Source organism: Aquimarina algiphila, assembly GCF_947494415.1.
GTDB classification, from domain to species: domain Bacteria; phylum Bacteroidota; class Bacteroidia; order Flavobacteriales; family Flavobacteriaceae; genus Aquimarina; species Aquimarina algiphila.
This window is the reverse complement of sequence record NZ_CANLVC010000007.1, coordinates 128,324-152,547: the sequence shown is the minus strand read 5'-3', so window position 1 is coordinate 152,547 and position 24,224 is coordinate 128,324. Positions and strand designations below refer to the sequence as shown.

Here is a 24,224-nt window from a genome sequence, read left to right as displayed (position 1 = left end):
TTACTAAATTTTTCTTAAATGAACTAATATTATTTCTCTCTCTTCAATCCCTTACTGCTTCATTGATTTATCCATATCAATTTTATAAGGATTAAATCAAATTTGTTAATTCTCATTTTATGCACCCCGAACTTTACTAAACTATCTTATTTCATATAAAAAAGTGTATTTTTACCAGTACAAAAAAGACCTTTTCTATGACTCAAAAAAGACCCTTGATCTTAGTAACTAATGATGATGGAATTAATGCCCCAGGGATACGAGCATTAATACAAGTGATGAATGAAATTGGAGAGGTGGTCGTTGTTGCACCGGATAGTCCACAAAGTGGAATGGGGCATGCCATTACTATAAACAGCACCTTATATTGTGATCCTGTTATTGTTAATAAAAATTCACCACAAAAAGAATATAGCTGTTCTGGAACTCCAGTAGATTGTGTAAAAATGGCAGCTCGCCAAATTCTTGATAGAAAACCAGACTTATGTGTCAGTGGTATCAATCATGGTTCAAACTCTGCTATTAATGTCATTTATTCTGGGACAATGAGTGCTGCTGTTGAAGCTGGTATCGAAGGGATTCCTGCTATTGGTTTTTCTTTACTTAACTATGCAATGGATGCCGATTTTGAACCTTCAAAGAAATATGTAAAAACTATTGTAGAAAATGTACTCAAAAATGGGTTACCAAAGGGAGTAGTCCTTAATGTTAATATTCCTAAATTATCCAAAAACGAAATAAAAGGAATCAAAATATGTCGACAAGCAAATGCACATTGGGTTGAAGAATTTGACAAGAGAACAAATCCTATGGGACGCGAATACTACTGGCTTTCTGGTAAATTTATTAATGAAGACGAAGGTGAAGATACCGACGAATGGGCACTAGGACAAGGATATGTTTCTGTAGTACCTACACAATTTGACCTTACTGCGCATCAATTTATAAAAGAACTAAACAATTGGCCATTACATGATTAAAAAAGAAATTCTTATCGGTGTTCTTACCGGTTTATTTGCTAATAGTATAGGGTTTATCTTATGCGTATTTATTTTTTCTGCATTAAGCGCCCAAACATTATCATTTTCTGAAACTATAAAAGCTTCACTACAAAATGACTCCTTTGGAAGTTTGATTGTTCTTGGAGCAATCCCAAACCTGGTTCTTTTCTTTCTATTTTTAAGAAAAAACAGAATATATCGATCTCGTGGCGTGCTTCTTGCTACACTTATTGCAGCTATTTGTATTGCAATTAGTAAATTTGGTTAATCTTAAAAAAACACAATAACAATTTACATAAGACCTAATGCATATTAACCCATTACATCTGATCATTAAAAAAGAAAAAATATAACCAGATGAAATACTATATTATAGCAGGAGAAGCATCTGGTGACTTACACGGTGCAAATCTCATGAAATCTATTCTTAAAGAAGACCCAAAAGCAGAATTTAGGTTTTGGGGTGGTGATCTCATGCAGGCTGTTGGCGGATCAATGGTAAAGCATTACAGAGATCTTGCATTTATGGGTTTTATAGAAGTTCTTCTTAACTTATTTACTATCCTAAAAAACATAAAACTTTGCAAAAGAGATATTCTCGAATATCAACCAGATGTTATTGTTTTTATTGACTATCCCGGTTTCAATTTACGAATTGCAGAATGGGCAAAAGAAAAAGGGTTTAGAACACATTATTATATTTCTCCTCAGATATGGGCATGGAAAGAAGGTAGGATAAAAAGCATCAAAAGATGTGTGGATATGATGTATGTAATTCTTCCTTTTGAAAAATCTTTTTATGAAGACAAACACGAATTTCCTGTCCAATTTGTAGGACACCCATTGATTGATGCAATTGCAGATCACAAACAAATCTTACCCGAAGTTTTTAAAAAGAAGCATAACTTAGATGATCGACCAATCATTGCTATATTACCTGGAAGCAGAAAGCAAGAAATTAGAAAAATGCTTGAAGTAATGCTAACTGTGGTAGATGATTTTCCTGATTATCAATTTGTAATTGCCGGAGCTCCCAGTCAGGATGCATCTTTCTATTCTCCTTTTATTAAACAACAAGGAGTTCATCTTATCATGAATCAAACTTATGATCTGTTAAGTTTAAGTAATGCCGCTTTGGTGACCTCGGGAACAGCTACCCTGGAGACTGCTTTGTTTAAAGTACCTGAAGTGGTGTGCTATAAAGGAAGTTATATTTCATATCAAATTGCAAAACGAGTAATTAACTTAGATTACATATCTTTAGTAAATCTCATTATGGATAAACCTGTAGTAACAGAACTTATACAGGATGATTTTAACACTAAACGTCTAAAAGAAGAGCTTAGCATCATTATTGATGATTATAAAAGAGCTGTTATGTTTTTAGATTATTATGATTTGGAAAAGAAACTTGGAGGAAGAGGTGCAAATGACAAAACCGCCAAGTTAATTGTCGAGTCTATACAATAAAACACCCCAAATGAAAAAGACATTCTACTACCTACTAGTTTGCTTAAGTTTTATACTGTATTCTTGCGGAAGTTCATCTGGAAGAAGTTCATCAAAAAACAAAGTTGTTATCTCTGGAAAAACAAAAAGTACTTCCAAAACCAGAACAACTAGTAATCCAAATGAAAAAACAAAAAACACTTCTAAAACCAGAGTAACCGGAAGTTCCAGCAATAAGAAGATTAAAAGCATTATTAAACATGCCAAAACCTTTAGCGGAACCCGTTATAAATATGGGGGAACTACAAAAAAAGGGATGGATTGTTCTGGTCTGGTATATACTTCTTTTAAAAAAGAAAACGTTGTCCTTCCCAGAACTTCAAGAACTATGGCAACACAAGGTAAAGCCGTTTCGTTAAAAAAAGTTGTTGTTGGAGATTTATTGTTTTTTAAAACCAACAAAAGAAAAAATGTTATATCTCATGTTGGATTAGTTGTTGAAACTAAAGGAGCTATTAAATTTATTCATGCTTCTACTTCAAGAGGTGTTATTATATCAAGTCTGAATGAAAAATACTGGAATAAGTCTTTTGCCTGGGCAAGAAGGGTATTATAAATAAAAACAAATCTAAAATGAGTTTAGATGCTCTAATTCGTGGTTTATAAGCCATTGTTTTCTTTCTATGCCGCCTCCATAACCCATTAACTTTCCGTCTTTACCAATCACTCGATGACAAGGAATAAGTATGGAAATCTTATTAAAACCATTTGCTAATGCTACTGCTCTAATTGCTTTTGGATGATCTATTTTATTCGCTTGTTGCTGATAGGTAACTGTTTCTCCGTATGGGATATGTTTTAAAGTATCCCAAACTAAATTTTGAAAACTAGTTCCCGGAGTATGAAGTTGTACTTCAAAGCATTTTCGACTTCCGTCAAAATATTGGGTAATCTCATTCTTTGCTTGTTTTATATGCTTGTTTTCTCCAAGAATAATCTTAGCATCTAGTCGTTTTTGCAAATCTTTGAATTCTGTTTCCAACATTTTTCTATCTACAAACTCTAGTAAGCAAACTCCTTTATCTGTTGCGCAAATAAACATAGGTCCCAGAGGTGTTGTTAATCTGTCAATCAAAATTATATTTTTGTTCATACTCTTCTGAGGAGAATCACCTAAGAGTTTTTTAAATGTATACCCAAACCCACTTAATGACTCGTAACCCGTATCAAAAGCAGTAGCTGTGGTGTTTTTGCCGTTTTTTAATTCTTGGGAAGCATTATTGATACGATACATTCTTTGATAAGCATGAAAAGTCATTCCATAATTTTTATTGAACCATCTACGAACTATTTCAGGACTAATCTGATGTTGGCGAAGAACAAAATCTGTTACTTTTTCTTTTGGATTGTTTTTCACCATTTTAATCGCAACTTCCACTTGTTGTGGAGCTTTAGAAGTATTTTCTGTTGGTTTACAAATTTTACAAGGTCTATACCCATGGTCTAAGGCTTCCTTAAACGTAGTATAGAACTCCACATTTTCCCGTTTAGGTTTTCTTGCTCGACAAGTAGCAATGCAAAAAACCAATGTTGTTTTTACCCCGACATAAAATATTCCCACAAAACTTTGTTCTCTACTTAATAGGGCTTTATAAAAAATATCTATTTTTTTCTTTTCTGTAATCAACATATTAAAAAATGGATTTAAAGGATTTTTGAGCTTTTATCAAAGCTATCATCTTTTCATAATTTGTATACATTTCATCAAATAGGAAATTTCCCATACTTATACGCTTCACTCCCAGCATTTTTAAAGTTTCAAAATCTGAAAGATTAGGCATACACATAACATTAACAGGTAATCTCGTACTCCTTACTATGTTAGATACATCCTCTTCCTTTTCTATACAAGGTATAAAAATTCCATCTGCCCCAGCATCCTCATAAAGCTGAATTCTTTTCTTAGTTTCCTCTATTGTATTGGGGCATTTTAATAAAAATGTATCTGTTCTAATATTCAAAAACACAGATATATTATCCTTTTTTAGTCTTTTTTTGATTTCTAATATAACTCTGGAAAACTGACTTGCATCTACTAATTTTCGGTTTTTAAGCACAATGCTATCTTCAAGATTCACTCCTACTACACCAATAGTATACAATTGCTTTATATGCTCTGCAATTTCTACAGGATTTTGGCTATACCCAGATTCTAAATCTACTGACAAAGGCAGTACCGTATGTGCTTTTATTTGTTTTACGATACGCTCTAGTTCTAAAAAACTCATCTCTTCTCCATCACTGTATCCTAATATTGCTGCCATAGCGGCGCTAGAGGTTCCTATCGCTTCAAACTTCATTTTTTCGGCACTCTTTGCACTTGGCACATCCCAAACATTACACATTAGTAAAGGGTTATTTTGTTTATGCATTTCTTCAAAACTCATCACTTTTTTTTTTAATCAAAGTACTGAAGTTGAAATTAAACCTACAACCGAAAAATGAACATGTATTTTTTATTTGCATTAGAAATCTATAAATAAAATATTTCAGTTCCGAAAAATGAAACTGACATATACTATACTTGTCTTCAACAAAACGCCAAACGTGAAATTTCTTAATATCCCTTTTTTAATTCTCACTATATCAATAGTTATTGGAATTTTAATTGGTTATTATTCTAATATCTCTCTACATCTCATATTGGTTTCATTATTAATTTCCATTCTAGGATTAACAATTACCTGGTATAGATCAAAAAAAATGTTTCGTAAAGGATTTTCCTTTTCATTTTTAATGATTATCGTCTTTATTCTCTTTGGGGTAACCTTGGTTCAAATACATAATCCAAAGAACCACACAAGTCATTATAGCAATCTATTACAATCGCAGGATTTTGAAGATCATAAAGTGGGAGTTCAATTTTCAATACAAGAACGATTAAAACCTACATCCTACTACCACAGATATAAGGTTTCTATTTTACTTTTAAGAAATCAAGTTGTAAAAGGAAGTATACTTCTTAAGATCCCAAAAGATAGTCTACATCATATTTTAGATATTGGCAACAGATATACGACATTTACCAATTTGCGAAGTATTACTCAACCATTAAATCCTGATCAGTTTAATTATGCAAACTATTTAAACAACCAGTACATATACCATCAAATTATTATAAAAACTGATCAACTTATCAAAAATCAAAAAACAGACCGGTCTTTATATAATCTTGCAAATCAAATTAGAAAAAGTATTAATCTTAAGTTATCTGAGTATACTTTTGATGCAAAACAGCGATCCATAATTAACGCATTACTTCTTGGACAACGACAGGATATTAGCCAAGAGACTTTTGCTCAATATCGAGATTCTGGAGCTATTCATATTCTTGCAGTTTCCGGACTTCATGTTGGTATATTATTAGTAATTCTAAATTTTGTATTGAAGCCTTTAGAAAGATGTGGAAGAAAAGGTAAAATATCTAAATTGGTATTCATCATTTTTTTTCTTTGGGGTTTTGCTATAATTGCAGGACTATCTCCATCGGTTCTTAGAGCTGTTACCATGTTTTCTTTTCTTGCGATAGGGATCCAAATCAGGTCAGTAACAAGTATCTATAATTCATTATTCATTTCTATATTTATATTACTTTGTTTTAATCCTTTATTATTATTTTCTGTTGGCTTTCAACTCAGTTACATAGCAGTTTTTGCTATTATATGGATACAACCTATCATTGCATACCCGTATCGCCCAAAAACTTATTTCTCTAAAAAACTTTGGGAAACGTTTACCGTCACTATCGCTGCACAATTTGGGCTATTGCCACTTACTTTATTTTATTTCCATCAGTTTCCACTTTTATTTTTTGTTTCCAATCTGATTATCATCCCCTTTCTGGGAGGTATTCTTGGATTTGGTATTACCATAATTACATTGGCTTATTTAAATATCCTTCCACAATCTATAGCAACACTATTTGGTAATTGCATAGATCTGATGAATGTGATTGTAAGTTGGGTGGCTCAGCAAGAGCAATTTTTAGTTACCGATATTACTTTTTCGTGGAGAATGCTATTAGCACTATACCTCGTTATTATATCTTTGATTATACTATTTCAACACTATAAAAACATTAAAGTTTTATGGGTAACAATAGCTCTAATTATGATGTTTATCGTTATGATTTTTGAAAAGCATCTACATACCCACAAACAAGAATTTATCGTTTTTCATCATCATACCAATACTGCTTTGGGAGTTTTAGAAAACAAGAGATTAAAACTCTATAGTAGGGATACTATCTCTAATACAACCCAACGTTTTTTATTTGGCAATTACCTTGTTAATAACCAAGCCACTTTAGATAGTTCTTTATCATTAAAAAACGTATATACATACAAGGAACAGGTTATTCTTGTGATTGATAGTACAAGTATATATGCTATACCTAAAATAGAGTCAACTATTATCTTGCTATCTGATTCTCCAAAGATACATCTTGACAGAGTTATAGACAGTCTTCATCCCAGGCAAATTATAGCAGATGCAAGTAATTACAAAAGTTATATCGATCAATGGGAGATTAGTTGTGAAAAACAAAATATCCCTTTTCATCGCACAGATAAAAAGGGAGCTTTTATATTAAAATGATTTCCTTAAACATTAACGTCCTTCAACCAATACTCTTGCGCTAGGCACACGATATAGTTTAAGTGAAAATATATGATCTGGATATTCTAGTAAACCATATATCTGCAATGCTGAAGCAATAGCTCCTTCTTGCCAACCTGGTAGTTTAGACACCTGATCTCCTGTTATAAAAAAACCATTATCCTGTTTTTGCAATTCATTATAACACCACGCAGAACTTCCAATTTCTGGCTCGATTTCTAAAGGCATATTTTTTACCCTTTCATAATTAACCCAATCTTCTGTTTTGAATGTTTCTAATTCCTCATCAACTTTTTTCCAATCTACCCATCCCCCTTGTTGATATTCTATATTTTGCCATGCAATACTTAATCCATGTCTAAGTTGCCTTGAAAATTCCTCTCCATGTAACTTTGCTGCACCAATACGAGCTTCTTCCATACGTTTTTCAGGAAGCTCCTCTCCCCATTCTTTGGCATTAATACCATAATTATATGCCCCAGTAAGAATTCCTGTATTATCATTATAATCATTTGAAGGGTACCACATTTGTTCCATACGATTAGGGCTAATACGAGAAATCCCTCCAAAAACAGGAATGGTCTGCTCGTCTATCGGGTTTTGCCAATATTTGCGATCACTTTGCCATCCAACTTTGCATGTAGGTCTTAAGAAATCTTTTGTCTCCATTACTTTACTAAGTGCCTTCCAATAATTAGCGCTAAAATCCTCTTTTATTACTTTTCCTGAAAGTAAGGGAATTGGAATATTGCTCACGCAAATATCTGCAGCAATTGTCTTCTTATCTCCATACATTATATCCCATTGATTATCCGCTCTTTTAATATTATGAACAGGGGCATTAAGATGAATAGTTCCTCTATTCCTTCTTACTTCACGCTCTAATGCATGCACAATTTTATCCATACCTCCAACAGGCTGAAAGGAGGTGTCTTGCCATAGGAATTCTTCTGGTTGATAAAAATTCAAGTCCCAAAACACAGACTTTAATATATCTTTAAAAGGTAGTGGAGGTTCTATAATTCCTTCTCCTATTCCTGGTAATTTTTTATATCCAGAACGAGAAGAACCTTGATACTTCCCTTCTTTATCTAATGCTCCAAATTCGACAAGCCATTTTTTTAAATTTTCAATATCATCATTATTTAGCTTCTCTTCATCCGAACGTCTATCATTCATGTAGTTCAGAAAAGCTGCTCCGTTCTGGTATAAGTATTCTGCAAAATACCCTCTAGGGTCATTTGCTAAACGCCTATCTGTAATAGTAGTACCTCCAAAACCTTCTATCGTTTTCATAAGATTAGAACGACTTTCCATCACATATACTTCTAATTCGACATTTAATGCTTTGCAATAATTAATGACATTGCGATGTCCTGATGGAATACGTCCTGGACCAGCATTAAGATATGGTACTCCTGTTACACCATTCGTATCGAATCTACATGTTTGCTCTATGCCATTGGTGAATTCTCGAAAACTATCTCCAGGCCTTAAGGTTAAACATCTTCCTCCCAAATAATTTTCTGCTTCCAAAATGGTAACATTATAGTTGGGCTGCTTTAATAATTCGAAAGATAACGCAAGGCCTGCAATACCACCACCAAGAATTACAACATTAGTGCGCTTCTTTTCTTTTTTGGGTTCGTCTATTGTTTCCACCTTTAAATCATGCTTTCCTTCTTTTGTAACTGTTGGTGTAACGAGTTCTAATCGCCCACCTTTTTCACCGGTTTGACGTAAAAAACTTTGCTGATTATTTTTACTTGAATCTTTCATTTTAAAGAATTTAGATTAATACCTCTCTTAAAAATTTATGAAGGTTTAATTTCTCATTAAGCCTTTAGACAAGGTCTAAATTCTATGTGATTTAATCCATACGTATTAACACGTGAAAAACATGTAATATTTACGGGAATAGTGTGGTAAAATATACTATAGATAAAGGCACTTATTTAAAATCTATAGAATAAACATAAAAGCTCCATTTTATCATATGATAAAATGGAGCTTTTATGTTAAATAAGAATATTGAATGCTATAACAAAACCAAAGATTCTTTTAAGTCCTTCTCTACAGGTGTTTTCATGATCCCTTGTATGATTTTATGCAAATCGGGGATACATGTTCTGGCAAGACTATTTTGACTATTAAAAAGTACACAAATTCCTAAATCTTCTTCGGGAAAAATTGCAATTTCACTTCTATAATTGTTTACACTACCTCCATGATGAACAATTGTAGTTGGTTCATTGGTTTGAGTATCCACAAAATTATGTACTCTCCATCCATAGCCGTAGAAAGATGATGAATATCCAGACCACCTTTGATAATATTGTCTTCTTCCTCCAACCTGAATCTTGGGAGTAAATACACTTTGTATTGAACCTGGCATCATAACTTCAGGATTATTTCCTAATAGAAATTTCATCCACTTACCCATGTCTCTAGCACTTGCATTAATTCCTCCTGCTGCAATGGCATTATTATAATATTTTTTATTGATTTTCATTGGCCTCCACCCATGTCTTACACGTTGATGAGGCTCTGCTACATTATTAGATTGTTCTAAAGCTTCATAACTGGCAGATGCAGAAGACATATGAAGAGGATCAAAAATCTTTTCTTGAAGCACTTCTTTAAAAGATTTACCTGTGACTTGTTCTACAATGGTTCCACTTAATGCAAACACTGCATTCTGATAGCTATATATTCCACCAGGTTTAGCAATAGGAACTAGTTCCTTAAAATTACTTGCTATTGTCCTAATTGGTATTCCATCCTCTACAAGATTAGTAAAACTATGATATGGCAAACCAGTAGTATGGGATAAAACATGTGATAATGTAACACTTTCGGTTTGCTTTTTACTTGAGAGTTTAAAGTCAGGAATATAATCCTTAACCTTATCCTCCCAATTTATCAATCCTTCTTCTACATGAATTCCTGCTAATATTCCTGCAAATCCTTTGGACACAGAACCAATTCTAAATATGGTTTCTTCGTTAATTGTATCTTTTGATCTCGAATTTTTATTTCCATAACCTCCTAGATAAATAATAGAATCACACTTTACGATCGCAACTGAGGCGCCAACAATTTGATTTTGGTCTAAAGCCTGATCAAAATAGGTTTGAATTGAAGCTATTAATTGTTGTTTCTGTGATGCAGGAAAATGAATATCAGGTAGTGTTTCAGGTACTTGAACAACTTGAGGTTGTTGAGATAATTCTGAATGCTCTCCAGAAGCAAAAGAGAAAAGCAAAGCAACAAATACCATAGATGGGGCAACTATGACTAGTAATTTTTTCATAAGTAGGTTTATTACGACAAACAAAGTAAATTAAATCCATAAAAGCAACAAAAATCACTTCTAAAGACACACTTACTTTAATACCGTAATCAGATTTAGGGTATTATTTTAGGTTTATGTATTAGGTAACGCATACTTAATCAATTAATTGTGCACTAAATCCGAGTTTTATATCAAAAAGTACTTGTCTTTTCAAGATATACATAAAAAAAACCTCCTTTTACTACGACATAGTAAAAGGAGGCTATTTTATAATTTAAAATTAAAATCTTTTGATTTCAACTACATGTTTAATTGGTAAAGGTACTTACAAAAGAGCTTTCATACTTCTTCCAGGCATCTGCACTGGTTAATTTCTTGTAATCATTCTTATGAATCATCTTAAGGTAAATCTCTAATTGTTTAGGAGTTTTATATCCAACTACAGGAGCGATAAGATTTCCTTTTTCATCAAAAAACACCATACTTGGATATCCAGTTATCTTTAATGCATTAGCAAAAAAGTGCTGACTATTTCTTCCCTTCTTATCTGGATTATGATTAGGGTTAGTGTATGTAAAATCATTATAATGAACCTCTTCTGTGCCTTCTGCATTAAATTTTACTGCATAATAATTGGTATTCACATAAGATACTACATCTTTATTATGAAAGGTTTTCTTATCTAAAAGCTTACAAGGTCCACACCAGTCTGTATAGACATCCATAAAAATCTTTTTAGGTTCTTTTTTTTGAGCCTCTAAAGCTTCGTTCATTGACATCCATTGGATTTCTTGTGCCTGGGTAGAAAGGCAAAACAAGAACGCTAACAGAAAAAGTAGGTTTTTCATCTTTTTTATTTTTTTATAACTAGTCGGAAACAAAAACTGTTCCTTATTTAAAACTTCACTTATCTTGGGAAACGAGTTTAGCTATATATTATTATTTATCGCACTCCATGCATTAATTTCTTTAACACTGGATTAAGTAATATCATTAAAACTCCTGCAGCAGCAGGCACAACTGTAAATATTAAAAAGAAGGTGGTTAATGAATACTTAGAAGTAATTTCATCAATCATACCTCCTAATTGACCAGCAGACCAATTTCCTATAAAAATTGCCAAGTACCACACTCCAAACATTAAACCAATTAATTTGGCAGGGACTAATTTACTAACATAAGACAATCCAACGGGAGACAAAAATAATTCACCTAAGGTATGAAATAAATAAGCCAAAATTAACCACATCATACTTACCGTTGCCGTCTCTGCACCTTGTGGAATCGAAATAGCTCCAAATGCTAACAATGCGAAACCAAAACCCAAAAGGATTAATCCTAAACCAAACTTTACAGCTGCAGAGGGATTATATTTACTTTCCCATAATTTGGAAAATAACGGAGCAAAAGAAATTATAAATAACGAATTTAAAATTCCAAACCAAGAAGCTGGGACTTCTGTTGTATCTGCATTAAATTCACGATATAACTTCCATATTACTATTGCCCATATAATAGTAAAACTTCCTCCCAATATAATATTAGAGAGTGAGATTTTTTTAAATGTTTGAACAAATAATTTATAAAGTACCCAACTAATAATCAGTAAAGGTGCTATAGTAATCACTGCATCAATAATTTTAAAAGCACTTGCGGCATTTCCTACTAAAACCCGATTAGTATATTTACTAGCAAAAATAGTCATCGAACCGCCTGCCTGTTCAAAAGCAGCCCAAAAAAACACAGTAAAGAAAGCTAAAATCCCTACTACAATATATCTATCATTTTGAACTTTAGTACTTACTTTTACTTCTTCTTTTATTTCCTCTACAGCATCTTCAATTTCGTCATCTATATCATCTAACTCATATTTATCTTTTGGAGGTAATCCAACATTTTCCAAAATACTTCTTCCAAACCAAAATTGAAGCATTCCTAAAAACATGAAGATCCCTGCTAAACCAAACCCGAAGCTCCAGCTAACCTTTTCCCCAATATAACCACATAACATTATACCTAAAAAAGCACCAGCATTAACTCCCATATAATAAATAGTATATGCCCCATCTTTCTTTTCTTCATTCTTATCATAAAGTCCGCTGACAATAGATGTTAAATTTGGCTTAAACAAACCATTTCCTAGAATTAGACAAGCTAATCCTATATATAAAAATGTAGGAGTTTCTAGAGCCATTGAAGCATGACCTAAAGTCATTAATAAAGCTCCAAATGCTACTGCTTTTCTATATCCAAGAAACTTATCGGCAATAAAGCCACCCAATATTGGTGTAAGATATACCAAACCTGTATACCATCCATATAATTTTAAAGCATCTTCGTTACTCCAAGCCCAACCACCGTCAATTATTTCACTTGTTAGAAATAGAACAAATAATGCACGCATTCCATAATAGGAAAAACGCTCCCACATTTCTGTGAAAAAAACCATAAACAATGAAGGCTTATGTCCTAATAAAGTAAATACTTTAGAATCATTTTTCGAAGTCATACCAAAAAGTTTTTAGTGGTTATCCGCTAGTTCAAAACCTTCAGCTTCATCATGGATAACACCTTCTTTATCTTCTACTCCATGCGTAAGTACTTCTAATGGTTTTCTGAACAGCATAACAATCAACCCAAATACCACACAAAAAACTGCTATTCCTGTAAATATTGCAAATTCTCCTTGACTCTCAGCCCATTCTCCTAATAATCCAGCCAATTTATTTCCAAAACCAGTCATTGCAAAATATACCCCCATCATTAAAGCTCCATATTTAACCGGGGCTAATTTGGTAATAAAAGACAAGGCTACCGGCGAGATACAAAGTTCTCCAATAGTATGAAATAAGTATGCTAACACTAACCAATACATCGCAGATGAACCGTCAGCATTAAACTCCATAGAGGCAGCTGTCATAAAAAAGAATCCAGTACCCATTATAATAAGGCCTACAATCATCTTAAATAAAGAGCTGGAAACTTTTCCTTTTAACTTTCTATTTGCCCAGAATAAAGCTACAGTAGTTCCTAAGAAAATTATAAACATTGCATTTAAAGACTGAAACCAAGAAGCAGGAACTTCCCACCCCATAAGCATTCTATTGGTTTTTTCTTTGGCATAGATATTCATTAATCCTCCGGCTTGCTCAAAAGCTCCCCAGAATACAATCACTAACAAGAATGAGATAAGAAGTACTACGATTCTATCTTTTTCTATTTTGGTTAATGGTTTTTTCATTGCTTCTTTATCTTCTGTTTTTTCAGAAGTTCCTAAGAAGTTTCCAACAGTAGCAAGATATTTTTGCCCTAAAAGATATTGTAATAATCCTAGTGCCATTCCGATTCCAGCTAACCCAAAACCATAATGCCATCCATGTACTTCTCCTACATATCCAACTATTAAACTAGACAAAAAGGCTCCAAGGTTAATTCCTATATAGAAAATTGTGAATCCTTTATCTCTTCTTATATCTCCTTGTTTATACAAACCTCCAACCATGGTTGAAATATTTGGTTTTAGCATTCCTACTCCGGCAATAATTAAACCAAGACCAGAATACCAGGCCCACATTTGTTCAACTGCTAAAATACTATGTCCAGCAACTAGTAAAACCCCTCCTACTAAAACAGATTTCTTTTGTCCTAAGAATTTATCTGCAATCCATCCTCCAGGGATAGATGCCACATATACTAACATCGTATACCATCCATATAGCGCTAAAGCTTCTCCTGAAGACCATCCTAAACCTGCGTTTTCATCCACAGTTTTTGCTGTTAGATATAATACAAAAATCGCTCTCATACCATAATATGAAAAACGCTCCCACATCTCTGTAAAAAATAATATGTATAGTCCCACCGGATGCCCAAAAAGTTCTTTTTGATGAGCTGCTTTAACTGTATTTGCCATTATGTAAGTTTAATTAATTATAAGTTATTTTTAATGAAGTTAGTCATCTTGTTGTATAAGTGTAATCGTGTTTTACCCCCATAGATTCCATGGTTTTTATCAGGATAAACCGCCCAATCAAAATCTTTATTTGCTTGCACTAATGCTTCAACCAATTGCATTGTGTTTTGCACATGTACATTATCATCTGCACTACCATGTACTAATAAAAATTTTCCTTTTAATCCATCTACAAAATTGATGGGCGAATTATTATCATATCCTTTGGCATTTTCCTGTGGAGTCATCAAATATCGTTCCGTATAAATGGTATCATAAAACCTCCAACTAGTCACCGGAGCAACAGCGATAGCCATCTTAAAGGTATCTGGTGCTTTAAACAAGCAATTACTAGACATAAAGCCTCCATAACTCCATCCCCATATTCCTATTCTGGAAGCATCAATATAATCTAATGCTCCAAAATATTTGGCTGCCGCAATCTGATCTTGTACTTCAAGGTTTCCTAAATCATTCTGAGTAGCTTTTTTGAATTTAGCTCCTTTAAACCCGGTTCCTTTTCCGTCTACACAAACCACTATATATCCTTCTTGTGCTAACATCATATACCAGTAATCGTTGGCTCTATGCCATGAGTTTTTTACAGATTGAGATCCCGGACCAGAATATTGATACATAAACAGTGGATATTTCTTTTTAGGATCAAAATTCTTAGGTTTAATCATCCAGGTATTTAACGTTTCTCCATTAATTTCGATTGTCGAAAATTCTTTTGGTCTTACATCATATCCCGCTAATTTCTCTAGCAGCCCTTTATTATTTGTGATTTCACGTACTACCTTCCCTGTTTTCCCATTATTTAGAGAATATTCATAAGGTGTTGTTGCATTCGAGAAATAATTAATATAAAAACTAAAATCAGCACTAAATTCGGCATCATTACTTCCTTCTTTTTGACTTAATCGTTTTTTATCTTTTCCATCCAAAGTGATCGAATAGATATCTCTATTTATATTTCCATTTTCTACACTTTGATAATATATCTTCTTGTTCTTTTTATCATAACCATAGTAATCGGTTATTTCCCAAGTACCTTTGGTTACCTGACTAATCAATTCTCCAGTCTCAGCATAATGATAAATATGATTGTATCCATCTTTTTCACTAGTCCAAATAAAGCTATTATCATCCAGGAACGTTAGATTATCAGTAATATCGATATAGGCTTCATCTTTTTCATTAAGCACTACTTTTGGTGTCTTGGTCTTGGCGTCTACAAAAATTAAATCCAGATTATTTTGGTGTCTATTCATTACTTGTACACTCAAAATATCTGGATTGGACGTCCATTTTAATCTAGGAATATAAAAATCTTTATAGGTTCCTAATTTGACCTCATCTAATGCCATTGCGCTAATATCTGCAATAAATAAAGAGACCTTGGCATTCTTCTCTCCTGCTTTAGGGTATTTAAAAACCTGTTGTTTTTGATATAAATCCTTACCATATACATCCATAGAAAACTCAGGCACTTCTCTTTCATCAAATCTTAAAAATGCAATTTTATTACTATCTGCACTCCAATCAAAAGCTCTTACAAAAGAGAATTCTTCTTCATATACCCAATCTGTTATTCCATTAATGATTTCATTTTTCTTGCCATCATCTGTGAGTTGAACTTCTTGCCCTGTTACAAAATTCAACATATAAATATTATTATCCAGAACGTATGCTATCTTATTACCATCTGGAGATAGTATTGGGGATTGAATTTTTTTATCGCTAACTTTAAAAATCCCTTTAGAAGGAACATCATATATGTGATAAATCCCTTCTGAAGAACGACGATATATTTGTTTTAATTCACTAGAAAGTAAAATTCTATTTTCATCCTTACTAAATGAGTATCCTTGGAATGTAGATAAATCTCCTAAAGAAGAAGAACTCACCAATGTCTTCGTTTTTTCTCCAGTTTCATAGCTATATACTTCTATATTGGTTGTCCCCGAAACCTGATCTTTTTCTAAAACAGAATACTCTGTTCCATTCTTCATTGAATATAAGGATTGTAATCCTTCTGTTCTAAAAGCTCCACCCCATATTTCATCCAGAGTAAAAGCTTTGTCTTGTGCATATGTTGTAAGCCCAATAAAAAATAAAATTCCAAAAAACAATTTTGTAATTTTCATATTATAATTTTAAAAATTGTTAACGCCAAGAATACTAAAAAATCCGTGAAAAATACAACAATTGCTGTTAAATACAATAAAATCATAGCCGCATAAGTGATTTTTTTTAACATATCATCAATAATGTTTCAACTCCATCTCTAAATCAAATTACAGAAAAGTGTTTTTACTCTTTCAAATTTCATTCGACTGTGTAAGTATGACGAAACAGAATAGTATATTTGAAGGCACTAAATAATAATAAATACAATGGCACCTGTAGTTTCTGGGTTTTCTAAACTCTCTAAAGCTGATAAAATCAAATGGCTAGCAGAGCATCACTTTAATAACGATCAAAATGCAATAGACACTTTGGTAACCTATTGGAATTCTGATAACCGACTTCAGCAACTTCATGATGAGTTTACAGAAAATACGATTTCTAATTACTATCTCCCTTTTTCGATCGCTCCTAACTTTCTAATTAACAATACGAGATACACCTTACCGATGACCATCGAAGAAAGTTCTGTGGTTGCTGCTGCAAGTAAAGCTGCTAAATTCTGGCAGACACGAGGAGGTTTTAAGGCAGAAGTCATATCTACTATAAAAGTTGGACAGGTACATTTTACATATACAGGAAATCCAGCCAAGCTAGAAGCATTTTTCTCTAATATTAAAACAAAACTTCTTTCTTCTGTATCCCATATGACTACAAATATGGAGAAGCGTGGTGGTGGAATTGTAGCAATTGAACTTCGCGATAAAACTACAGAAATTGATAACTATTACCAGTTGCATTGTACATTTGAAACTGTTGATGCCATGGGAGCTAATTTTATTAATTCATGTCTAGAACAGTTTGCTAAAACTTTACAATCAGAAGCAAAAAAATACTCCGATTTTTCTACAGCAGAAAAAGATATTGAAATCATCATGAGTATTCTCTCTAACTATGTACCAAACTGCTTGGTAAAAGCTTACGTATCCTGTCCTATAACAGATTTACCAAATACTAAAGAGCTTTCTTCTAAGCAATATGCAGAAAAATTTGTTAGAGCAGTACGCATCGCAGAAGTAGAGCCGTATCGTGCCGTAACCCACAACAAAGGTATTATGAACGGCATTGATGCTGTAGTATTGGCAACAGGAAATGATTTTAGAGCCATTGAAGCCGGAGCTCATGCTTATGCATCAAGAAATGGTAAATACAGTAGTCTTACTCATGCCGAAATAAAGGATGAAATATTTACATTTTCAATTGAACTTCCTCTTGCTTTGGGAACAGTAGGCGGATTAACCACCTTACATCCACTAGTAAAACTAGCATTGCAAATTCTAGAAAAACCTAACGCCAAAAAATTAATGCAAATAACTGCAGTAGCAGGATTAGCACAAAATTTTGCTGCTATAAATTCATTGATCACAACAGGAATTCAACAAGGTCACATGAAAATGCATCTTATGAATATTCTCAATCAATTTGAAGCTACAGAAATTGAAAAAAAATATCTCATTACATATTTTAAAACAAATCCAGTTACCCACAGTGAAGTAGTAGCTCAAATTGAAAAATTAAGACAATAGGATTAAATGTAAACTATTAGGTATTTCTATTTTTAGATAAATTTATTCTAGAATTCTACAAGTATATTATATTTACAGTATATACGCGTATTCATGAAAAAATCATTTTATAGTCACGGCAAACTATTGCTCACTGCCGAGTACCTAGTACTTGATGGAGCTAACGCTTTGGCCATACCCACAAAAAAAGGGCAATGGTTATTTATTGAGGAAAGTGACAAGCCTGCTCTTCACTGGAAAAGTTTTGATGAAGATGGAAATCTCTGGTTTGACACAAACTTCATAGTAGAAGAGAATACCATTTGGTCTGTAAAAAGCAACGAACAAGAAAACAAAATAGTCCAAACATTAATCAAGATTCTAAATACTGCGAGAGAATTAAACCCTAATTTTCTGTCTCCTGAAAAAGGATACAACATAGAAAACAGATTAGAGTTTCATCGTAAATGGGGTCTTGGATCTTCTTCAACATTGATTAATAATATTGCACAATGGGCCAAAATAGATGCTTTTAGTCTTCTTGATAAAAGTTTTGGAGGCAGCGGATATGATATCGCATGTGCTCAGCATGATTCTCCCATACTATATTCACGTAATGAAGGGAAACCAAAAGTTGTAGAAGTTGATTTTAACCCCTTATTTAAGGAGCATCTCTTTTTTGTGTATCTAAACCAAAAACAGGATAGCAAAGCCTCTATTAAACATTATCAATCTTTACCGCTAAAAGATTTTGATAAAGCTGAGGCAGCTGCCAACGAAATTACTTCTAAAATATTAGACTGCACCTCTATTGATGAGTTCGAATTATTAATTAACGCCCACGAAGAAATTATCTCGAAAATTATAAAGACGCCTACAGTAAAATCTACATTATTTAAAGATTACCCAAGAAGTATTAAGAGTCTTGGTGGCTGGGGAGGAGATTTTATACTTGTTACAGGCACTCTATCTGAAGTAGAATATTTTAGAACTAAAGGATATTCTACAATCATTCCTTATGGTGAAATGATTTTGTAAGAGAGATTACATAGAAATGGATTGTTTAACGTCATGAATAAGAATAGGTATTATAATTCCTAATATTTTTATACATGCTATTAGGTACAGTCATTTTTGTAAAACTTATATATCTTTTGGAATAATTGTATCAGCTTTACTCAGTGTATAATTAATTTGAGGGTAAATAAAATTTACATTTTTATTCTCTTCTCCCCGCAATTTATAGTATTCGATTTTTTGATTATCAGTTGCTAACTCTAATAATTTACCATTAGCAAAATAGGGTAAGTTATTCTTAAATTGAATAAATGTTTTAGATTCTCTAAAGGTTATTCCTAACCACTTATTCTCTGTTTTGAGAGGTTTTTGTTTTGGTATGGATTCTAAAACAATTTTATGAAAATACTTTGAATTTGTTGGTAATGAAAACAAAATAAATGAATTATGAGTTAAAGAAATCGCAAATTCTTCATTCGTTATTTTGTTCTTAATTTTAAGTTTTCTTATGCTTTGTTCTGTTAGTTCATCAGGTCTTTCATAGCATGAAAAAAGTCCGATATAAGAGTTAGAAATCAAATCTAAACATTGATCTGAATGATATTTCATTTTAGTGTATTTAGAATCATACACCTCTATTAAAGCATTATTGAAATTTATTGAAGGTAAATATTCTAAATTCTCATTTTGGATATTATCTTTTATACTATCTACAATCATATTATGTATTGAAGAAAAATTATGTGCAGGAATATTATATTTTGTAGTTGTTCTGACAATTGGAATCCCAGAATCACAAACTTTAACTAAATGATTTCCCATTCTACCATTTCCAATATTTTCAAATTCTATTGTATTAAATAATTTATTAAACAAATTTTGACCAAAGGGTAGAGTAATTTTATAAAAGTCAGTATTATTCATCTATAATTCTAAATAAGTTCAGGTTAATATATTGGTTTTTCATAGTCTCCCGAATTCATACTAAAATGAATTTTACCGTAATCCACTATTTTTTCCGTTTTATTTTCTTCGTAATATGTATTTCGTAAATCCTCCATCGACTCATTGTTCATTTGCTCTAGTTTTATGAGTTCACCATTTTCTTTAATATATGTTTGATTATTCATATAAGTAGCCTCCAGGTTTGAACAACGAATTACATACCCCATTCTTGTAGGAATTTTATCAATATTTAACACAGAAGGTCTTATCTCATGAGTATATAACCTATTTGTCGAAAGGGGTATTAAAAATGCAGAATTTGGATATAGAATTACGCTAAACTCTTTTTCTAAAGAGTCATCATTAACCGAAGGTTTTAGCTTGAAATGAAGTCTTGTTAATCCACTTGCCTTTTTATAACACCAATCAAATTTGTCAGTTTTTGAAGGCATCAATTTTTCGAAATTGTCTTTATCATAAAATGTACAAAAGACTATAAGCCCTTCTTTTGGCATATCCTTAGTTTTATCAGAATGTGCTTTGATTTTTGCTTTTACTTCTTTTGAATTATGTTCACTTTTCCTTTTGTTTTCATAAATCTGTGCCAATACATGATTCAATTTAGTTTCTTTTTCAAAATCAAATTTTATAGCATCATTTAATGAGTCTACAATATGGTGGTCGGTTTCACGAAAATTCTCTGTTGGTCCTGTTAAGTTACTAGAGCATCTCAAAAGATGGAAATGTAATTTTTCTTTTTCGCCTTCGGCCTCCTCTTTGGTAATTTTGGTCAAATATATTCCTTTTCTTAACGCTAATGATTGCTTATTTGACTCGGTTAAATGTTGGAATTTATGTTCAGATTTAATTTTAGTAAAATAGTCATCCTTATTAAAAAAATTTCTATAAAAAACTCCAGCATCATGAACATTTATTGGGACTTCACCAAGTTTTACTATTTGAAAATTTTCTTTATTTATGTTTTCATAATTATATGAGAGTTCTTCAATTATAAAATAAGTATTCTGTTCATTTTCAATTTGCTTAATATCTCCAATTGCATACACTCTAATTTTGTTTAGGGTATTTGGAATTTCTGAGATACTTTTCTGAACTACACCACAGAAATTATTTATTAGATATATCAAATCGTCAGAATTATCATTTTCATTAGACAAGTCTATTAGAATGTTTTTATTCTTAGATATACTATTCTCAATATTTAATTTACTCATAATCTGTTCGAATATTCGTTGTTTTCTTTAAGAGTACTTTTTCTGTTTTACTGCAGTCATTCAACATTATTACCAAGGTAACTATATATCTCAAATATAAAGAATATAGTTACTTTTTTTGGGTAACTCTCTTTATTTACTATAGTCATTAACCCACAATAGCTTTTAAAATATACTTATGTTCATCTTCATCCTAAGTTAAAAAGTTTCATGCATGCAATTTTAAAAATTTATATATAGAATTATGATGTATTGTTATTTTATGTATATTTGAACTATGTATTCAAAAGAACTGCTTAAAGGAACACTTTCTGTAATCATTTTAAATTTATTAGCAGAAAATGACAGAATGTATGGCTATGAAATTTTTAAGAAAGTCAAAGAACTATCTGATGAAAAGATCTTACTTAAAGATGGGTCTCTATATCCCGCTCTACAAAAAATGACTAAAGATGGATTGCTATCTTTTGAAGAAGTATACATTGGAAAAAGAGTGAGGAAGTATTATTTCTTAACTCCAAAAGGAAAAAAAGAAAAAATAATACATGTCCAGGAACTTATTGATTTTATAGCCACTTTAAACAAAGTCATTTTCAATCCATTAAAAACAATATGAAATTAACCTCTGAACAAGAAGATAATATACGTGATTATGTAGATAAGCAGGGATTAAAAATACAATCCTTACGCGATGATATTATAGATCACTTATGTTGTGTCATAGAAAGTCAACTTGGAAAAGGAAAACAATTCGATCATTTATTAGAAGAAGCCATAAGAGAATTAGCTCCTAATGGCTTAACTGATATTGAACATAAAACATTTTTTTTACTAAACTCTAAACGAATATTACTTATGAAAAAATTAATGTATTTAATCGGTTTTATTGGCTCAGTAACATTAACAATAGGTGTTACCTTTAAACTACTCTGGTATCCAGGCGCCAATGTACTTCTAATGACTGGTTTTTTAGCGCTTTTACTTATCTTCATGCCTCTTTATGCTTTTGACCGTTATAAAGTTGCAATTTCTAAAGCAATTTCTGAACGAATGAAAATTATATTAGGTCTAACTGCTGCAATAATTACAGGACTATCTGTTTTGTTTAAAATAATGCATTTACAAGGGACAGAAATATTATTACTCATCGGGGCTTTTGTTTTTGCCATTGGTTATCTGCCATTTTTCTTTTTTACAATGTATAAGAAATCTATTGCTTAAAAGTTACTTGTTTTGAGTAATCATATAAAGACTAAATCAAATCAAAAACAGAATCTACAGCTACATATCGTTCTGTAGTAAAAGCCTCAGCATATTGCACTCCCGCAATCCGGCCTAAATCATAGGCTTTATACTTTATGCTTTCTCTATACATTTTAGTAGAGATAGGAATTTCTGGCTCAGTACTAGACGGATCATAAAATTGTGAACGATACGCAAGAATACTTTCCATTTTCACATCCATATAATCACTTATATCTACTATAAAATCAGGCTTTATATCATACCACTGGATATAATGGTATACATGCTTGGGTCTCCATGCTTCCTGTTTTTCTTCATTGACTAAGGTCTCTATTCTCCTTAATCCAGATAAAAAACAAGAATCACTCACCAATTTACTTCCTTTTCCGTGGTCTACATGGCGATCATGCACAGCATTACACAGAACAATTTCTGGTTTGTATTTTCTTATGATCTTAATAACCTCAATTTGATGTTTCTCGTCATTAACAAAAAAACCATCTCTAAATGCAAGGTTTTCGCGTACTGAAAGATTTAGAATTTCTCCAGCTGCTTTAGCTTCTGCATCTCTGATTTCTGCAGCACCTCTAGTACCTAATTCTCCTCTTGTAAGGTCAAGAACACCTACTTTTTTACCTTTAGCAATTTCTTTGGCAATAGTTCCCGAACATGCCAATTCTATATCATCAGGATGTGCACCAATTGCCAACATATCTAATTTCATGTATTTGATTTTAAAACTTTATGTATACTCTTTGTCATAAGTAAGAGAAGAAAATTACATTTTAATAAACCACTAAAATGTAGTATTCAGATAATAATTAATGAGTGACCTCATTTCTATATCCTCCTGGAGAATTCCCCACGTGTCTTTTAAAAAATTTTACGAAATAAGATGCATCTTCAAAACCAACTTTAAAAGCAATTTCTCCTATTTGTAAGGCTGTAAACCTAAGTAATCTCTTAGCTTCGAGAATAATTCGTTCTGATATTAATTGGGATGCTGATTTACCTACTACATTTTTAGTAATTGTTGTTAGGGTTTTTGATGATACATTGAGCAGTTCTGCATACTCGCTAACCGATAATCCCTTCTCATAATTCTCTTCTATGAGTTCTTTATATTTAGCAAACTGAAGTTCATAATGATTATTAAATTGAAGACTTGTATCTCCTTTAATTCGATGAATACGTTCCAAGTTTATAAGTAGTGATTTTAATGAAAACCGAACAATATCTTCATAACCAAACATATCTCTTTGTGAAAGCTCTTTTCTAATTAAATCCATATAAGAAGAAGCTGTTATTGCAGTTTCTTTATCAATTACATAACAAGGGTTTTCTTGAGAATTAAATATATTATACTTTAAAAAAACATCTACGTCGTTATGCATAAAAAAACTTTCATTAAAATGAATGAGCCACCCTTTTACATCTAGATTATGATCAAAAGCATGAATATGATCTTTGGGTATAAACAGAATTGTATTTTTTTTAATCGCATAGGTTTTAAAATCTACAACATGTTCTCCTCCGTCTTCAAAAAACCAAATAATCTGATAATAACTATGAGAATGAGCAACAGCAGCTTTTTCTCCGCTTTTTTGACGATACTCATTTAGATCATACACCTCAAACTGAAGTTTTTCTGGATGCGCTTTATGAAGATGGTACTTTTCTATCTTAATATTTGAATCTTTCACTTGATTATCT

The 24,224-nt window shown here is 32.1% G+C and carries 21 protein-coding genes; 9 read left to right on the top strand and 12 right to left on the bottom strand.

Features of this window, described 5'->3' with window-relative positions; translation table 11 throughout:
• Positions 1–197: 197 nt before the first annotated feature.
• The 4 genes from surE to PQF96_RS15410 all read left to right on the top strand — a co-directional run bounded on the left by surE (position 198) and on the right by PQF96_RS15410 (position 3,066).
• Entirely contained in the window at positions 198–980 is a 783-nt protein-coding gene (gene surE / locus PQF96_RS15425) for a 5'/3'-nucleotidase SurE (protein ID WP_109435727.1), read from the top strand.
• On the top strand, positions 973–1,269 hold the full coding sequence (locus PQF96_RS15420) for a hypothetical protein (RefSeq protein WP_109435728.1): 297 nt from the start codon (positions 973–975) through the stop codon (positions 1,267–1,269). Before surE ends, PQF96_RS15420 begins: the two co-directional genes overlap by 8 nt.
• 89 nt (positions 1,270–1,358) lie before the next feature.
• Complete coding sequence (gene lpxB, locus PQF96_RS15415; RefSeq protein ID WP_271767262.1) at positions 1,359–2,471, top strand: lipid-A-disaccharide synthase; 1,113 nt, start codon at positions 1,359–1,361, stop codon at positions 2,469–2,471.
• A gap of 10 nt (positions 2,472–2,481) precedes the next feature.
• Positions 2,482–3,066, top strand: coding sequence for a C40 family peptidase (locus PQF96_RS15410; protein ID WP_143915965.1), 585 nt, complete (start codon positions 2,482–2,484; stop codon positions 3,064–3,066).
• 12 nt (positions 3,067–3,078) lie between these two features.
• Here the strand turns inward: PQF96_RS15410 and PQF96_RS15405 are convergent, their stop codons facing one another.
• Positions 3,079–4,140 (bottom strand): bifunctional transcriptional activator/DNA repair enzyme AdaA, encoded by a 1,062-nt coding sequence (locus PQF96_RS15405; RefSeq protein ID WP_271767259.1) that lies wholly within the window; start codon positions 4,138–4,140, stop codon positions 3,079–3,081.
• Between the two features lies 1 nt (position 4,141).
• Entirely contained in the window at positions 4,142–4,897 is a 756-nt protein-coding gene (locus PQF96_RS15400) for an isocitrate lyase/PEP mutase family protein (protein ID WP_271767257.1), read from the bottom strand.
• A 115-nt stretch (positions 4,898–5,012) separates the two neighbouring features.
• Here PQF96_RS15400 and PQF96_RS15395 point away from each other — a divergent pair, with 115 nt between their 5' ends.
• Positions 5,013–7,106: a ComEC/Rec2 family competence protein gene (locus PQF96_RS15395; protein ID WP_271767255.1), complete on the top strand. Its 2,094-nt coding sequence runs from the start codon at positions 5,013–5,015 to the stop codon at positions 7,104–7,106.
• 12 nt (positions 7,107–7,118) lie between these two features.
• On the opposite strand, the gene PQF96_RS15390 is transcribed toward PQF96_RS15395, so the two are convergent.
• The 6 genes from PQF96_RS15390 to PQF96_RS15365 all read right to left on the bottom strand — a co-directional run bounded on the left by PQF96_RS15390 (position 7,119) and on the right by PQF96_RS15365 (position 16,524).
• On the bottom strand, positions 7,119–8,906 hold the full coding sequence (locus tag PQF96_RS15390; protein ID WP_271767253.1) for a flavin monoamine oxidase family protein: 1,788 nt from the start codon (positions 8,904–8,906) through the stop codon (positions 7,119–7,121).
• 259 nt (positions 8,907–9,165) lie between these two features.
• On the bottom strand, positions 9,166–10,440 hold the full coding sequence (locus tag PQF96_RS15385; protein WP_271767252.1) for a serine hydrolase domain-containing protein: 1,275 nt from the start codon (positions 10,438–10,440) through the stop codon (positions 9,166–9,168).
• Positions 10,441–10,730: 290 nt separating this feature from the next.
• On the bottom strand, positions 10,731–11,270 hold the full coding sequence (locus PQF96_RS15380) for a thioredoxin family protein (protein ID WP_143915972.1): 540 nt from the start codon (positions 11,268–11,270) through the stop codon (positions 10,731–10,733).
• A gap of 95 nt (positions 11,271–11,365) precedes the next feature.
• Positions 11,366–12,931 carry a peptide MFS transporter gene (locus PQF96_RS15375; RefSeq protein WP_109435737.1) on the bottom strand — a complete coding sequence of 522 codons (1,566 nt, stop codon included), beginning with the start codon at positions 12,929–12,931 and terminating at the stop codon, positions 11,366–11,368.
• 12 nt (positions 12,932–12,943) lie between these two features.
• Positions 12,944–14,335, bottom strand: a complete 1,392-nt coding sequence (locus PQF96_RS15370; protein WP_271767251.1) for a peptide MFS transporter — start codon at positions 14,333–14,335, stop codon at positions 12,944–12,946.
• A gap of 17 nt (positions 14,336–14,352) precedes the next feature.
• Positions 14,353–16,524 carry a S9 family peptidase gene (locus PQF96_RS15365; protein ID WP_271767249.1) on the bottom strand — a complete coding sequence of 724 codons (2,172 nt, stop codon included), beginning with the start codon at positions 16,522–16,524 and terminating at the stop codon, positions 14,353–14,355.
• A gap of 249 nt (positions 16,525–16,773) precedes the next feature.
• Here PQF96_RS15365 and PQF96_RS15360 point away from each other — a divergent pair, with 249 nt between their 5' ends.
• Together PQF96_RS15360 and PQF96_RS15355 are read left to right on the top strand one after the other, a co-directional pair.
• On the top strand, positions 16,774–18,090 hold the full coding sequence (locus PQF96_RS15360) for a hydroxymethylglutaryl-CoA reductase, degradative (protein ID WP_109435740.1): 1,317 nt from the start codon (positions 16,774–16,776) through the stop codon (positions 18,088–18,090).
• Positions 18,091–18,183: 93 nt separating this feature from the next.
• Positions 18,184–19,107 carry a GYDIA family GHMP kinase gene (locus PQF96_RS15355; RefSeq protein WP_109435741.1) on the top strand — a complete coding sequence of 308 codons (924 nt, stop codon included), beginning with the start codon at positions 18,184–18,186 and terminating at the stop codon, positions 19,105–19,107.
• A 105-nt stretch (positions 19,108–19,212) separates the two neighbouring features.
• Here PQF96_RS15355 and PQF96_RS15350 read toward each other — a convergent pair whose 3' ends face one another.
• Complete coding sequence (locus PQF96_RS15350) at positions 19,213–20,010, bottom strand: alpha-ketoglutarate-dependent dioxygenase AlkB (protein WP_271767245.1); 798 nt, start codon at positions 20,008–20,010, stop codon at positions 19,213–19,215.
• A 23-nt stretch (positions 20,011–20,033) separates the two neighbouring features.
• On the bottom strand, positions 20,034–21,266 hold the full coding sequence (locus tag PQF96_RS15345) for a hypothetical protein (RefSeq protein WP_271767243.1): 1,233 nt from the start codon (positions 21,264–21,266) through the stop codon (positions 20,034–20,036).
• Between the two features lie 277 nt (positions 21,267–21,543).
• Between PQF96_RS15345 and PQF96_RS15340 the strand changes: the two genes are divergently transcribed.
• Positions 21,544–21,882 carry a PadR family transcriptional regulator gene (locus PQF96_RS15340; protein ID WP_109435744.1) on the top strand — a complete coding sequence of 113 codons (339 nt, stop codon included), beginning with the start codon at positions 21,544–21,546 and terminating at the stop codon, positions 21,880–21,882.
• On the top strand, positions 21,879–22,487 hold the full coding sequence (locus tag PQF96_RS15335) for a hypothetical protein (RefSeq protein ID WP_109435745.1): 609 nt from the start codon (positions 21,879–21,881) through the stop codon (positions 22,485–22,487). Before PQF96_RS15340 ends, PQF96_RS15335 begins: the two co-directional genes overlap by 4 nt.
• A 31-nt stretch (positions 22,488–22,518) precedes the next feature.
• On the opposite strand, the gene bshB1 is transcribed toward PQF96_RS15335, so the two are convergent.
• Positions 22,519–23,235, bottom strand: coding sequence for a bacillithiol biosynthesis deacetylase BshB1 (bshB1, locus tag PQF96_RS15330; protein WP_271767241.1), 717 nt, complete (start codon positions 23,233–23,235; stop codon positions 22,519–22,521).
• A gap of 97 nt (positions 23,236–23,332) precedes the next feature.
• Complete coding sequence (locus PQF96_RS15325; RefSeq protein ID WP_271767239.1) at positions 23,333–24,214, bottom strand: helix-turn-helix domain-containing protein; 882 nt, start codon at positions 24,212–24,214, stop codon at positions 23,333–23,335.
• Positions 24,215–24,224: the final 10 nt, after the last annotated feature.

Bases quoted from the DNA above. Each gene is read 5' to 3' on its own strand.
- surE (WP_109435727.1), top strand. From the start codon at position 198: ATGACTCAAAAAAGACCCTTGATCTTAGTAACTAATGATGATGGAATT.
- PQF96_RS15420 (WP_109435728.1), top strand. From the start codon at position 973: ATGATTAAAAAAGAAATTCTTATCGGTGTTCTTACCGGTTTATTTGCT.
- lpxB (WP_271767262.1), top strand. From the start codon at position 1,359: ATGAAATACTATATTATAGCAGGAGAAGCATCTGGTGACTTACACGGT.
- PQF96_RS15410 (WP_143915965.1), top strand. From the start codon at position 2,482: ATGAAAAAGACATTCTACTACCTACTAGTTTGCTTAAGTTTTATACTG.
- PQF96_RS15405 (WP_271767259.1), bottom strand. From the start codon at position 4,140: ATGTTGATTACAGAAAAGAAAAAAATAGATATTTTTTATAAAGCCCTA.
- PQF96_RS15400 (WP_271767257.1), bottom strand. From the start codon at position 4,897: ATGAGTTTTGAAGAAATGCATAAACAAAATAACCCTTTACTAATGTGT.
- PQF96_RS15395 (WP_271767255.1), top strand. From the start codon at position 5,013: ATGAAACTGACATATACTATACTTGTCTTCAACAAAACGCCAAACGTG.
- PQF96_RS15390 (WP_271767253.1), bottom strand. From the start codon at position 8,906: ATGAAAGATTCAAGTAAAAATAATCAGCAAAGTTTTTTACGTCAAACC.
- PQF96_RS15385 (WP_271767252.1), bottom strand. From the start codon at position 10,440: ATGAAAAAATTACTAGTCATAGTTGCCCCATCTATGGTATTTGTTGCT.
- PQF96_RS15380 (WP_143915972.1), bottom strand. From the start codon at position 11,270: ATGAAAAACCTACTTTTTCTGTTAGCGTTCTTGTTTTGCCTTTCTACC.
- PQF96_RS15375 (WP_109435737.1), bottom strand. From the start codon at position 12,931: ATGACTTCGAAAAATGATTCTAAAGTATTTACTTTATTAGGACATAAG.
- PQF96_RS15370 (WP_271767251.1), bottom strand. From the start codon at position 14,335: ATGGCAAATACAGTTAAAGCAGCTCATCAAAAAGAACTTTTTGGGCAT.
- PQF96_RS15365 (WP_271767249.1), bottom strand. From the start codon at position 16,524: ATGAAAATTACAAAATTGTTTTTTGGAATTTTATTTTTTATTGGGCTT.
- PQF96_RS15360 (WP_109435740.1), top strand. From the start codon at position 16,774: ATGGCACCTGTAGTTTCTGGGTTTTCTAAACTCTCTAAAGCTGATAAA.
- PQF96_RS15355 (WP_109435741.1), top strand. From the start codon at position 18,184: ATGAAAAAATCATTTTATAGTCACGGCAAACTATTGCTCACTGCCGAG.
- PQF96_RS15350 (WP_271767245.1), bottom strand. From the start codon at position 20,010: ATGAATAATACTGACTTTTATAAAATTACTCTACCCTTTGGTCAAAAT.
- PQF96_RS15345 (WP_271767243.1), bottom strand. From the start codon at position 21,266: ATGAGTAAATTAAATATTGAGAATAGTATATCTAAGAATAAAAACATT.
- PQF96_RS15340 (WP_109435744.1), top strand. From the start codon at position 21,544: ATGTATTCAAAAGAACTGCTTAAAGGAACACTTTCTGTAATCATTTTA.
- PQF96_RS15335 (WP_109435745.1), top strand. From the start codon at position 21,879: ATGAAATTAACCTCTGAACAAGAAGATAATATACGTGATTATGTAGAT.
- bshB1 (WP_271767241.1), bottom strand. From the start codon at position 23,235: ATGAAATTAGATATGTTGGCAATTGGTGCACATCCTGATGATATAGAA.